The organism is Citrobacter sp. Cpo142 (assembly GCF_030332425.1).
Lineage (GTDB): Bacteria > Pseudomonadota > Gammaproteobacteria > Enterobacterales > Enterobacteriaceae > Citrobacter > Citrobacter portucalensis.
Map to the genome: position 1 here is coordinate 1 of NZ_JAOWHW010000030.1, position 12,753 is coordinate 12,753.

Below are 12,753 nucleotides of genomic sequence, written 5' to 3' on the forward strand. Positions count from 1 at the left end.
ATGCGGCGTGCCGCCTTATCCGGCCTGCAGGGGCTGGGCTGAACGTATTTTGTAGGCCTGATAAGCGCAGCGCATCAGGCGCATCACAACACCACGGTTACCATCTTATCCATTGCGTAACAAAATCAGCAAGTTGCTGTATATCGTTGATGTCTAACAATGGAACATCCACCGCCAGCGGAACATCACTGGCAACCGCGATAACATATTCGTCTATCGCCAATTCTTCAGGACTATGCCCGCAACCGTCGCGAAAAAGCACGATCTTAGCGACAGGTTCATGCTTAAACCCTTCAACCAGCACTAGATCCAACGTCGCTGCATCCATCCGGCTTACCAGATACGCTAAATCCAGTTCGGGCTCTTCCGGTGTTTCTACCATTAATGCCCAACGTTGCTGGCTGGCGACCAGCGTTTGTGCTGCACCGGCTTTGCGCAGTTCATAACTATCTTTACCGGGCTTGTCGACATCCATATTGTGATGAGTATGTTTAATCAATCCGGGACGTATACCTCTGGCACGTAGTTCCGGGATCAACTTTTTGAGCAGCGTGGTTTTTCCCGTGCCGCTCCATGCCGCAATGGCGAGTAATGGGATCATGATTTTTCCTGCCATTTTGCGAGCTCTTCGGGGGTATTCACGTTTACGAACGCATCTTTATGATCGCTGAAATCGACAGCATGACCGCCAGCCAGACGCATAAAGACCATGACACGTCGTTCACCGGACTGAAGATAATCCTGCAGCAAAGGCTGCATAGAGCGGTGCATCAGCGCAATGGTTGGGTGATCTCTTTCCCCATCATGCACCCAGACAACGGGTGCATCTTTACGTTGCTCTTTTAGACGAGCGACCAGATCGTGAGGAATATAGGGCATATCGCACGGGCAAAACAGAAACCACTCCCCCGTTTGCTGCAGGAATACCGATAGCATCCCGGCCAGTGGGCCAGGGAAATCGGCCAAGGAATCGGGAATAACTTTCAGGCCGCTTTGCTGGTATATATCCCGGTGGCGATTGGCATTAACCACCACGGTTTCGACCTGCAAAGCGAGAATGTCGGCCACATGCCGCCAAAGAGGTTTACCGTCCAGTTCAAGCAGACCTTTATCGGTTCCGCCCATCCGTCTGGCCTTACCGCCAGCCAGCACAACCCCTGTTATTGCACTATCCAGAATCACTGATATCGCCTCTTTTAATGTGGGATTGACCCTGCTAACGTATCTGTATTGAGCCTAAGGAGCACAACCATGAAATGTAAACGTCTGAATGAAGTTATTGAACTCCTCCAGCCTGCCTGGCAGAAGGAACCCGATCTTAACCTGATGCAATTTTTACAGAAACTGGCGCAAGAGTCAGGTTTTGACGGCGAACTGGCGGATTTAACTGATGACATTCTGATCTATCACCTGAAAATGCGTGACTCGGCGAAAGACGCGGTCATTCCTGGTATTCAGAAAGATTATGAAGAAGATTTTAAAACCGCACTACTCCGCGCACGTGGCGTAATTAAAGAGTAAAAGCTTGTAATCGCCGCCACCGAAAGCGCTGCGAGATGATATCCTGAATCATTCGTAGTATTTTCCGGATGATGGGATGAACGACAACGCTTTTAATTTCCAGACGCTACACCCGGATACCATCATGGATGCACTGTTTGAGCAGGGGATCCGGGTGGATTCCGGGCTTACTCCGCTTAACAGCTATGAAAACCGTGTCTATCAATTCCAGGACGAAGACCGTCGACGCTTTGTCGTTAAGTTTTATCGCCCTGAACGTTGGTCTGTCGATCAGATCCAGGAAGAGCACCAGTTTGCTCTGGAACTGGTAAGCGATGAAGTTCCGGTAGCTGCGCCGTTGGTACTGAACGGCCAAACGCTGTTAAGCCATCAGGGTTTCAATTATGCGATCTTCCCCAGCGTCGGTGGACGCCAGTTTGAAGCCGACAACATCGATCAGATGGAGGCGGTGGGGCGCTATCTCGGGCGTATGCACCAGACCGGATGCAAGCGTACTTTTGCCTTCCGCCCAACGATTGGCCTTGAAGAGTACCTGGCTGAGCCGCGTAAAGTTTTTGAACACGCACAGCTTATCCCATCAGGGCAAAAAGCGGCTTTCCTGAAGGCAACGGATGCGCTTATCGCGATTGTTACCGAACGCTGGCATACGCGTTTTACCACGTTACGCCTGCACGGTGATTGTCATGCCGGTAATATTCTGTGGCGCGATGGCCCGATGTTTGTCGATTTAGATGATGCCCGCAATGGTCCGGCTATTCAGGATTTATGGATGCTCCTCAATGGTGATAAAGCTGAACAACGCATGCAGCTAGAAACCATTATCGAGGCTTATGAAGAGTTTAGTGAGTTCGACACGGCGGAAATCGGACTGATAGAACCTTTACGCGCTATGCGTTTAGTTTATTATCTTGCCTGGCTGATTCGACGTTGGGCTGACCCTGCGTTCCCAAAAAACTTCCCGTGGTTAACCGGAGAAGATTACTGGCATCGTCAGACCGCGACCTTTATTGAGCAGGCAAAAATTCTGCAAGAGCCCCCCTTACAATTAACGCCAATGTATTAATCGGAGAAACTTGAACATGAAAAAAATATGGCTGGCGCTGGCTGGTATGGTCTTAGCTTTTAGCGCATCTGCAGCGCAGTTCCAGGATGGTAAACAATACATCACCCTGGAGAAGCCTGTTGCGGGTGAACCGCAAGTGTTGGAGTTCTTCTCCTTCTACTGCCCGCACTGCTATCAGTTTGAAGAAGTGCTTCATGTATCTGATAACGTGAAGAAAAAACTGCCGGAAGGCACCAAGATGACCAAATACCACGTCGAGTTTCTTGGGCCTTTGGGCAAAGATCTGACGCAGGCATGGGCGGTTGCTATGGCGCTGGGTGTTGAAGATCAGGTCACTGTTCCGCTGTTTGAAGGGGTTCAGAAAACTCAGACCGTTCAGTCCGTTGCTGATATCCGTAAAGTGTTTGTCGACGCAGGTATTAAAGGCGAAGACTATGATGCGGCATGGAACAGCTTCGTGGTGAAATCACTCGTGGCGCAGCAGGAAAAAGCGGCAGCTGATTTACAGCTGCAGGGCGTTCCGGCGATGTTCGTGAATGGCAAATATCAGGTCAACCCGCAGGGCATGGATACCAGCAGCATGGATATCTTTGTGCAACAGTATGCGGATACCGTGAAGTACCTGGTTGGTCAGAAGTAAAAGCAAAAGCCGGTCACTGACCGGCTTTTTTACTTGATGCTTTAATCGCATCTATTTGCGCGTCTTTCTCACTCCACAGCGTATTCAACCACAGCTGAAAGCGGCGCTTGAATGCCTTATCGTTCACGTAATCACCGTGTAACTCTTCATGGATTGGCTCCAGATTCACCCGCACGACAATCCGCGTTAGCTTACCGCTCAGCATATCGTAGAACGGTCGGCTACTGTTTTCCGGATAGCACAACGTGACGTTCAACATTTTATCGAACTGTGACCCCAGTACGTTCAATGCCATTGCAATACCTGCCGCTTTAGGAGGGAGCAGGTTTTGATAAGGAGAGCGGGTTTGCTCACGTTTATCTTTGGTAAAGCGTGAACCTTCGACAAAATTCACAATGGTTGTCGGGTGTACGCGAAACTTCTCGCAGGAACGACGCGTTGTTTCGACATCTTTACCACGGCGTTCCGGATGGCGAAGCAGATAGCCACGTGAATAGCGTTTCATAAACGGCATATCCAGCGCCCAGCAGGCCAGGCCAATAAAGGGCACCCAGGCCAACTGCTGCTTGAGGAAATATTTATTCATCGGGATGTGCTTACGGAACAGAACGCAAAGCACAACGATATCGGCCCAGCTGTAATGATTACAAATGAGCAGATACCAGTTTTTCTTGCTAAGACCTTCCAGCCCTTCAACATCCCACTTCAGCCGCGGATTAAGGTGCAGCAGTAGCGCCAGACCTTCACACCAGCAGTACATCATGAAATTACAGAAGACGGAAACCTTGCGCCAGACGACAGGAATGGGCAAAAGGAGTTTCACAACTCCGGCAAGGATGATCGGCACAGAACAAAAAATCGTGACCAATATGGTCAACACGATACTCAGCAACAGCGTTATCGCAGCGAGTATTCTCGTCATAATTAAATTATTCAAAAGGTTAGCCATAGACAGTGCGCGAAAGAGGCGCAAGGGGCTGATTTTATCAGAAAACGAACCAAATGATGGATCTTCCCTGAATAGAAAAAAAGAGAATATCTATCCACATCAGGATATAAGCTGTAAAAATGGAATAAAATGCCGTGAGTTTATTTAACCAATTGAAATTGTTGTATAAATATAATGAAGCATTAATTTCCTTGCTATATTTAAAGAGCTGAAAATTATTTATTCACAAAGTTATCCACAGCTGTCTTTGCGAGCAAAGCAGAAGATCTGCAAAAGTTTTTCGACAAATGCGGAGAAAAACTCATGTTTTCATCCTGTCTGTGGCATCCTTTACCCATAATCTGATAAACAGGCACGGACATTATGGTTCAGATCCCAGAAAACCCACTTATCCTTGTAGATGGCTCATCTTACCTGTATCGCGCATACCACGCGTTCCCACCGCTGACTAACAGAGCAGGAGAACCTACGGGCGCGATGTACGGTGTCCTCAACATGCTGCGTAGCTTGATTCTGCAATATCAACCAACCCATGCAGCGGTGGTATTCGACGCCAAGGGTAAAACCTTCCGTGATGAATTATTCGAACATTATAAGTCTCACCGCCCACCGATGCCGGACGATCTGCGTGCACAGATTGAACCTCTGCATGCGATGGTAAAGGCGATGGGGCTGCCACTGTTGGCTGTTTCTGGCGTGGAGGCGGACGATGTTATCGGTACGCTGGCGCGGGAAGCAGAGAAGATCGGTCGCCCGGTGCTGATTAGCACCGGTGATAAAGATATGGCTCAGTTAGTGACGCCGAATATCACCCTTATCAACACCATGACCAATACGATCCTCGGCCCGGATGAAGTGGTGAATAAGTACGGCGTCCCGCCGGAACTGATCATCGATTTCCTGGCGCTGATGGGGGATTCCTCAGATAACATTCCTGGCGTTCCAGGCGTAGGCGAAAAAACCGCTCAGGCACTGCTGCAGGGGCTGGGTGGGCTGGATACCCTCTATGCCGAATCAGACAAAATAGCGGGGCTGACCTTCCGTGGTGCGAAAACCATGGCGGGCAAACTTGAGCAGAACAAAGAGGTGGCGTACCTCTCTTATCAATTGGCTACCATCAAAACGGATGTTGAGCTGGAATTGACCTGTGAGCAGCTGGAAGTCCGTCAGCCCGCTGCAGAAGAACTGCTTGGCCTGTTTAAACAGTATGAATTCAAACGTTGGGTTACTGACGTTGAAGCGGGTAAATGGCTACAGGCAAAAGGAACGAAGCCGGCTGCAAAACCGCAAGAAACTATTGTCGTCGATGAAACGCCTGAGGAGCCGGCTACGGTTCTTTCGTACGATAACTATGTGACGATTCTGGACGAAGCGACGCTGGAAGCGTGGATCGCTAAGCTGAAAAAAGCACCTGTCTTTGCCTTCGATACTGAAACTGACAGCCTGGACAACATTTCCGCGAATCTGGTTGGCCTGTCTTTTGCCATTGAACCGGGTGTGGCGGCGTATGTTCCTGTTGCCCACGATTACCTGGATGCCCCTGACCAGATCGCGCGCGACCGCGCGCTGGAGCTGCTAAAGCCGCTGCTGGAAGATGAGAACGCGCACAAAGTCGGGCAAAACCTGAAGTACGATCGCGGCATCCTGGCGAACTATGGCATCGAGCTGCGCGGCATCACTTTTGACACCATGCTCGAATCCTACATTCTTAACAGCGTCGCTGGACGACATGATATGGACAGCCTGTCGGACCGCTGGCTGAAACATAAGACCATCACCTTTGAAGAGATTGCTGGAAAAGGCAAAAACCAGCTGACCTTTAACCAGATAGCACTGGAAGAGGCTGGTCGTTACGCTGCGGAAGACGCCGACGTTACGTTACAGCTGCATCTGAAGATGTGGCCAGAATTGCAGCAGCATAAAGGGCCGTTGAACGTCTTTGAAAATATCGATATGCCGCTGGTGCCGGTTTTGTCTCGCGTTGAGCGCAACGGTGTGAAAATCGATCCGGCTGTTCTGCACAAGCATTCAGAAGAGCTGACGCTGCGTTTGAATGAGCTGGAGCAAAAAGCGCACGAGATCGCCGGAGAAGCGTTTAACCTCTCTTCCACTAAGCAACTGCAAACTATCCTGTTTGAAAAGCAGGGTATTAAGCCGTTGAAGAAAACCCCAGGCGGCGCGCCATCAACGTCGGAAGAGGTACTGGAAGAGCTCGCGCTGGATTACCCATTGCCGAAAGTGATCCTGGAATATCGTGGTTTAGCAAAACTGAAGTCGACCTATACGGATAAGCTTCCGTTGATGATTAACAAGAAAACCGGACGCGTGCACACCTCCTACCATCAGGCGGTTACCGCCACCGGGCGCTTGTCTTCAACGGATCCAAACCTGCAAAACATCCCGGTACGTAATGACGAAGGTCGTCGTATTCGTCAGGCGTTCATTGCGCCAGAAGACTACGTGATTGTCTCTGCGGACTACTCACAGATTGAACTGCGTATCATGGCGCACCTTTCACGTGATAAAGGTCTGCTTACCGCGTTTGCCGAAGGGAAAGATATTCACCGCGCAACGGCGGCAGAAGTTTTTGGTTTACCGCTTGATGCTGTGACCAGCGAGCAACGCCGCAGCGCGAAAGCCATCAACTTCGGTTTGATCTACGGGATGAGCGCCTTTGGTTTGGCGCGCCAGTTGAATATTCCGCGCAAAGAAGCACAGAAGTACATGGATCTCTACTTTGAACGCTACCCAGGTGTGTTGGAATACATGGAACGTACCCGCGCGCAGGCGAAAGAGCAAGGCTATGTAGAAACGCTGGAAGGTCGCCGTCTCTATTTACCGGATATTAAATCCAGTAATGGTGCTCGTCGCGCTGGTGCTGAACGTGCGGCCATTAACGCCCCGATGCAGGGAACTGCCGCAGATATTATCAAGCGAGCCATGATTGCTGTGGATGGATGGCTGCAAACCGAGCAACCGCGCGTGCGCATGATCATGCAGGTACACGATGAACTGGTGTTTGAAGTGCACAAAGATGATCTGGAAAGCGTCTCTAAAAAGATCCACCAACTGATGGAAAACGAGACCCAGATTGACGTGCCGTTGCTGGTGGAAGTCGGGAGTGGTGAAAACTGGGATCAGGCGCACTAAGGGTTTACTTAATAACGCCCCTTTTTCGTAACTAAGCAACATAAGAGAGAGCTTTTTGTGATGTCCATTAGAATTCCCTATGTAAGGAATGAAAAAAAATTACAAAAAGTGCTTTCTGAGCTGCTCAAAAAAGAGTAAAGTTATTCTCGTAGGGTACAGAGGTAAGATGTTCTATCTTTCAGACCTTTTACTTCACGTAATCGGATTTGGCTGAATATTTTAGCCGCCCCAGTCAGTAATGACTGGGGCGTTTTTTATTTTGCTCGTCATACTTCAAGCTGCATACGCGTTGGCTTCCTCGCTCACCCCAGTCACTTACTTATGTAAGCTCCTGGGATTTGCTGCGTCGCCGCCTTTATGCAACTCGAATTATTTAGAGCAAAAATAAAGATCTGTAGGCCGGATAAAACGCGCTACGGCGCCATCCGGCATATCGGTGGGTTATTCCCCGTCCTGCTCCTCTTCAACCGGTGCCAGTTCACTAAACCAGCTATCCAGTTTTTGCCGCAGTTTGTCCACACCCAGTTTTTTCAGCGATGAAAATGCTTCTACCTGCACATCACCGTTAAATGCCAGTACGGCTTCACGTACCATATTCAGCTGCGCTTTGCGTGCACCGCTGGCCAGCTTATCTGCTTTAGTCAGCAGTACCAGAACCTGAACGTTGCTCTCAACTGCCCACAGGATCATCTGTTGATCGAGATCTTTTAACGGGTGACGAATATCCATCAGCACTACCAGACCTTGCAGGCTCTGACGCTTTTCCAGATATTCAGCCAGCGCGCGCTGCCATTTACGCTTCATCTCTTCCGGAACTTCGGCATAACCGTATCCTGGTAAATCGACCAGGCGTTTGCCGTCAACGACTTCAAACAGGTTGATGAGCTGAGTACGACCCGGCGTTTTAGATGTACGCGCCAGACCTTTTTGATTCGTCAGGGTATTTAGCGCACTGGATTTGCCTGCGTTGGAACGGCCAGCAAAAGCCACTTCGATACCGGTATCGGAAGGTAAGTGGCGAATATCAGGCGCACTCATCACAAAGTGCGTCTGTTGATAATTCAAGTTAGTCAAAGCAGTCCTCTCCATCAATCAGGGCTTTGCAGCGATTATACCTGAACCCCAGCAAAAGGCTGGTTTTTCGACGAGTGGGCTGTGTAAGTAAAAACCCCGCGCTTTGTGAGACATTGCCGACAGTTTCTATACGAGATGACAGAGTAAAAAATGACAGAACTAAAATAAATCATATGGTTACATTTGGGCGCTATTCTTAAAATCAGAAATTGTTACCCAGGTTACTTGTACGTTTAAACCAAAACGGTAAAGTAGCATCCATAGCGAGGAAGCTGAAAGGATAGACGACTCAGGATGAGGGTCAGGAGCGCCAGGAGGCGAAGACACAGGATTGTCAGGAAGACAAACGTCCGGAGACGTTAGTAAAAGGAAATGGAAACAACACGGAATGTTACAGGCTAAGGGAAAAACAGGGTGTGTTGATAGCCAACAGGGATTGTAGAGCCCGTAAGGGTTGAGAGTCAGGAAAAAAGGCGACAGATTACTCTGTCGCCTTTTTTCTTTATTTCTGCTAGATTCCGGCGCAATTATATACTGAATAAAAACAGCCAAAGACGAATCATGATGAAACCAACTTCTACACCACGCGGTAAAGGTCCTGCAAAAGCGCGTCGTAAAACACGCGAAGAAATTAACCAGGAAGCTCGCGACCGTAAGCGCCAGAAAAAACACCGTGGTCATGCGGCAGGTAGCCGTGCGTCCGGTAGCGAAGGCGCATCTGGTGGCGGAAACCAAAATAAGCAAAAAGATCCTCGTATTGGCAGCAAAACCCCCATTCCATTGGGCGTGACCGAAAAAGTCACCAAACAGCACAAACCGAAGAGTGAGAAACCTATGCTTTCACCACAGGCTGAGTTGGATTTACTGGAAACGGATGAGCGCCTGGATGCGCTGCTGGAGCGTCTTGAAGCAGGAGAAACCCTGAGCGCGGAAGATCAGTCCTGGGTTGATGCCAAGCTGGATCGCATCGATGAGCTGATGCAAAAGCTGGGTCTTTCTTACGATGACGAGGAAGAAGAGGAAGAAGAAGAAAAGCAGGAAGACATGATGCGCCTGCTGAAAGGCGGCAACTAACGGTTTTACACCGTGGGTCTTCCCGTCCTGCTTATAACCCTTCCGGTTATATGTTATCTGGTGTGGTTATTCGTTAAACTACAGCGGTTGTCGCGGCGACAGAAGTGGCTGCGCAACCGACTTATCACCCGTACAGGGGTTAAGTCGGTACGCCGTACCCGCCAGAGACGCCATCGGAAGGAGTGAGCATGTCAGAGCAGTTAATAGACTGGGACCTGGCCCTGATCCAGAAATATAACTATTCCGGGCCACGATATACCTCGTACCCGACCGCGCTGGAGTTTTCTGAAGACTACGGCACTGAGGCATTTCTAAAGGCCGTGGCGCGTTATCCTGAGCGTCCTCTCTCGTTGTACGTTCACATCCCGTTCTGCCACAAGCTGTGCTACTTCTGCGGCTGTAACAAGGTCGTGACTCGCCAGCAGCATAAAGCCGATCAATACCTCGATGTCTTAGAACAAGAAATTATTCATCGCGCACCGCTGTTCGCCGGACGCCATGTCAGTCAGCTGCACTGGGGCGGCGGCACGCCAACGTACCTGAATAAAGCGCAAATCAGCCGTTTGATGTCGCTGCTACGTGGCAACTTTAACTTTAACGACGACGCCGAAATTTCGATCGAAGTGGATCCGCGTGAAATTGAGCTGGATGTGCTCGATCATTTACGCGCTGAAGGTTTTAACCGCCTGAGCATGGGGGTGCAGGACTTCAATAAAGAAGTTCAGCGCCTGGTGAACCGTGAGCAGGATGAGGAGTTTATCTTTGCGCTGCTGAATCATGCGCGTGAGATTGGCTTTACCTCAACGAACATCGATCTGATTTATGGTTTGCCAAAACAGACGCCGGAAAGTTTCGCCTTCACCCTGAAACGCGTTGCTGAGCTGAATCCAGACCGACTGAGCGTCTTTAACTACGCGCACCTGCCGACGCTGTTTGCCGCTCAGCGCAAAATTAAAGATGCCGACCTGCCCAGCGCGCAGCAGAAGCTGGATATCCTGCAGGAAACCATCTCTTCACTGACCGAAACTGGCTATCAGTTCATTGGTATGGATCACTTTGCCCGCCCGGATGATGAGCTGGCGATTGCTCAACGCAAGGGTGTGCTGCATCGTAATTTCCAGGGTTATACCACCCAGGGTGATACCGATCTGCTGGGAATGGGCGTGTCAGCCATCAGTATGATTGGTGACAACTACGCGCAGAACCAGAAAGAGCTGAAGCGCTATTATCAGCAGGTAGACGAGCAGGGTGACGCGCTGTGGCGCGGAATTGCCCTGACCCGCGATGACTGCATTCGTCGTGATGTTATTAAGCTCCTGATCTGCAACTTCCGCCTCGACTATGCCGCTGTGGAACAGCAATGGGATCTGAACTTCGCTGACTATTTTGCCGAAGACCTGAAACTGCTGGCACCGCTGGCGAAGGATGGGCTGGTGGATGTCAATGAGAAGGGGATTCAGGTCACGCCGAAGGGCCGTCTGCTGATCCGTAATATTTGCATGTGCTTCGATGCGTATCTGCGCCAGAAAGCGCGGATGCAGCAATTCTCTCGGGTGATTTAACGCTTTTCCGGGTGGTGCTTCGCTTATCGTGCCTACGAAAATCTCAATACGTAGGTCGGGTAAGCGAAGCGCCACCCGGCGAACCCGCTAGCTGAAAAGCCCAACAAGCGCTGCGCACAATACTGCGGCGACCGCAGTTTGTGGCGTATGGCTTTCGACTGCACCGCTCGACAGCAGATTAATGATTGATTCCAGCATGATGACTTCCCCCCGTTTTCCGGGCACGATCATACTTAACTCATCGGAACAGTAAAGCGCAAAATAGCAGCTATTTGCGCTCAATTATTAATCTTTACACAGTGACGATATGTCACTCCATTCCGAGTTCTTTTAGCTTACGCGTCAAGGTATTACGACCCCAGCCGAGCAAGCGTGCCGCTTCCTGTTTATGCCCCTGAGTATGACGGAGCGCGGTAGTCAACAGCGTGCGCTCCATCTCCGGTTGGGCCTCGGAAAGCAAGTTTTGATGGCCGGAGCGTAATGCCCGATCTGCCCACTGTGCCAATAGCGTTGCCCAACTATCCGGCTGCATATGGGACGGTGCGTCTGGCACGGAGGTTTCAAACAGCTCGGTTGGTAAGTCCTGAATCAGTACTTCCTGCCCGGCGGCCATTACGGTTAACCAGCGGCAGGTGTTCTCAAGCTGACGCACGTTACCTGGCCAGGCCAGACGGGTGAGCGCAGCCTCAGTTTCCGGGTGTAATTGTTTGGCTTCCACCCCCAGTTCGCGGGCGGCCTCCTGCAGGAAATGACGCGCCAGGCGGGGGATATCCTCCCGACGTTCACGCAGCGGTGGCAGATGTACCCGAATGACGTTCAGCCGATGGAATAAGTCCTCACGGAATTTGCCTTCTTGCACGCGTAGTTCAAGGTTTTGGTGTGTGGCGGCGATAATGCGTACATCTACCTTTACGGGCGCGTAACCGCCTACGCGGTAAAACTGTCCGTCGGCTAATACGCGCAATAAACGCGTTTGCACGTCCAGCGGCATATCGCCAATTTCATCGAGGAACAGCGTACCGCCGTCTGCCTGTTCAAAGCGCCCCTGACGAATGGTATTCGCCCCGGTAAACGCGCCTTTCTCGTGACCAAACAGCTCAGATTCGATCAAATCTTTCGGAATAGCCGCCATGTTCAGCGCGATAAACGGCGCTTTGACGCGCGGGCTATGACGGTGCAACGCATGGGCGACCAGCTCTTTACCGGTCCCTGACTCTCCGTTTATCAATACGCTGATTGACGATCGGGACAGGCGGCCAATAATGCGAAAGACGTCCTGCATTGCTGGCGCTTCGCCGATGATGTCGGTTGTGGGGCCGTTAATCTGAACATTACGCGGCTGCTGCTGTTCCTGATAATGGCTGATGGCACGCTCGACCAGCGCCACGGCTTCATCAATATCAAAAGGTTTGGGCAGATAATCAAACGCCCCTTGCTGATAGGCGCTGACGGCGGCATCCAGATCGGAGTGCGCGGTCATTATGATGACCGGAAGCATCGGATGCCGCTGTTTAATCTGTTTTAACAGCGTCAGGCCGTCCATACCCGGCATGCGGATATCTGACAACAGTACGTCCGGCGTCTTGCTGGCCAGCGCGTCCAGTACCTCTTTACCACTTTCAAATGTGGTACAGCTTAGCCCTGCCCCTGCGAGCGCACGTTCAAGCACCCAACGGATGGAACTATCGTCATCAACGACCCAGACTATTCCTCGTTGCAT

General features: G+C 50.7%; 14 protein-coding genes and 1 pseudogene. 9 read left to right on the plus strand and 6 right to left on the minus strand.

Translation table 11 applies throughout. The features are described from left to right. Positions 1–97: 97 nt before the first annotated feature. Entirely contained in the window at positions 98–616 is a 519-nt protein-coding gene (mobB, locus tag OGY18_RS00985; RefSeq protein ID WP_103015350.1) for a molybdopterin-guanine dinucleotide biosynthesis protein MobB, read from the minus strand. Beyond that, the gene (gene mobA, locus OGY18_RS00990; RefSeq protein ID WP_003825335.1) at positions 598–1,182 is read right to left on the minus strand and encodes a molybdenum cofactor guanylyltransferase MobA; all 585 of its coding nucleotides are present in this window, start codon (positions 1,180–1,182) and stop codon (positions 598–600) included. The genes mobB and mobA overlap by 19 nt, the downstream gene beginning before the upstream one ends. 69 nt (positions 1,183–1,251) lie before the next feature. On the opposite strand from mobA, the gene OGY18_RS00995 reads away from it, so the two are divergent. The 3 genes from OGY18_RS00995 (at position 1,252) to dsbA (ending at position 3,224) form a co-directional block, all read left to right on the plus strand. Next, positions 1,252–1,521 carry a YihD family protein gene (locus tag OGY18_RS00995; protein ID WP_003028616.1) on the plus strand — a complete coding sequence of 90 codons (270 nt, stop codon included), beginning with the start codon at positions 1,252–1,254 and terminating at the stop codon, positions 1,519–1,521. Between the two features lie 76 nt (positions 1,522–1,597). Next, positions 1,598–2,584 (plus strand): serine/threonine protein kinase, encoded by a 987-nt coding sequence (locus OGY18_RS01000; protein WP_286551321.1) that lies wholly within the window; start codon positions 1,598–1,600, stop codon positions 2,582–2,584. A gap of 16 nt (positions 2,585–2,600) precedes the next feature. Then, positions 2,601–3,224, plus strand: coding sequence for a thiol:disulfide interchange protein DsbA (gene dsbA, locus OGY18_RS01005; RefSeq protein ID WP_003028621.1), 624 nt, complete (start codon positions 2,601–2,603; stop codon positions 3,222–3,224). Between the two features lie 13 nt (positions 3,225–3,237). Here the strand turns inward: dsbA and yihG are convergent, their stop codons facing one another. Continuing rightward, positions 3,238–4,104, minus strand: coding sequence for a 1-acylglycerol-3-phosphate O-acyltransferase, YihG family (gene yihG / locus OGY18_RS01010; protein WP_284969549.1), 867 nt, complete (start codon positions 4,102–4,104; stop codon positions 3,238–3,240). Between yihG and OGY18_RS01015 the strand changes: the two genes are divergently transcribed. The 3 genes from OGY18_RS01015 to spfP all read left to right on the plus strand — a co-directional run bounded on the left by OGY18_RS01015 (position 3,986) and on the right by spfP (position 7,537). Further along, on the plus strand, positions 3,986–4,321 hold the full coding sequence (locus tag OGY18_RS01015; RefSeq protein ID WP_230320052.1) for a hypothetical protein: 336 nt from the start codon (positions 3,986–3,988) through the stop codon (positions 4,319–4,321). The genes yihG and OGY18_RS01015 overlap by 119 nt on opposite strands. Positions 4,322–4,536: 215 nt before the next feature. Then, the gene (gene polA, locus OGY18_RS01020) at positions 4,537–7,323 is read left to right on the plus strand and encodes a DNA polymerase I (protein WP_286551322.1); all 2,787 of its coding nucleotides are present in this window, start codon (positions 4,537–4,539) and stop codon (positions 7,321–7,323) included. 166 nt (positions 7,324–7,489) lie between these two features. Then, on the plus strand, positions 7,490–7,537 hold the full coding sequence (gene spfP / locus OGY18_RS27455; RefSeq protein WP_071892919.1) for a small protein SpfP: 48 nt from the start codon (positions 7,490–7,492) through the stop codon (positions 7,535–7,537). 227 nt (positions 7,538–7,764) lie between these two features. Here spfP and yihA read toward each other — a convergent pair whose 3' ends face one another. Further along, a complete protein-coding gene (gene yihA, locus OGY18_RS01025) occupies positions 7,765–8,397 on the minus strand; it encodes a ribosome biogenesis GTP-binding protein YihA/YsxC (RefSeq protein ID WP_063941722.1) in 633 nt (210 codons plus the stop codon). Positions 8,398–8,606: 209 nt separating this feature from the next. Here yihA and OGY18_RS01030 point away from each other — a divergent pair. From OGY18_RS01030 to hemN, 3 genes and pseudogenes are all read left to right on the plus strand, one after another. Continuing rightward, a pseudogene (locus OGY18_RS01030) lies at positions 8,607–8,855 on the plus strand (hypothetical protein). A gap of 106 nt (positions 8,856–8,961) precedes the next feature. Further along, a complete protein-coding gene (gene yihI / locus OGY18_RS01035; protein ID WP_003028627.1) occupies positions 8,962–9,471 on the plus strand; it encodes a Der GTPase-activating protein YihI in 510 nt (169 codons plus the stop codon). A gap of 188 nt (positions 9,472–9,659) precedes the next feature. Beyond that, entirely contained in the window at positions 9,660–11,033 is a 1,374-nt protein-coding gene (gene hemN / locus OGY18_RS01040) for an oxygen-independent coproporphyrinogen III oxidase (protein WP_126319655.1), read from the plus strand. Between the two features lie 87 nt (positions 11,034–11,120). Here the strand turns inward: hemN and OGY18_RS01045 are convergent, their stop codons facing one another. Next, positions 11,121–11,231: a YshB family small membrane protein gene (locus OGY18_RS01045; protein ID WP_020996121.1), complete on the minus strand. Its 111-nt coding sequence runs from the start codon at positions 11,229–11,231 to the stop codon at positions 11,121–11,123. A gap of 112 nt (positions 11,232–11,343) precedes the next feature. Next, positions 11,344–12,753 (minus strand): nitrogen regulation protein NR(I), encoded by a 1,410-nt coding sequence (gene glnG / locus OGY18_RS01050; protein WP_003825317.1) that lies wholly within the window; start codon positions 12,751–12,753, stop codon positions 11,344–11,346.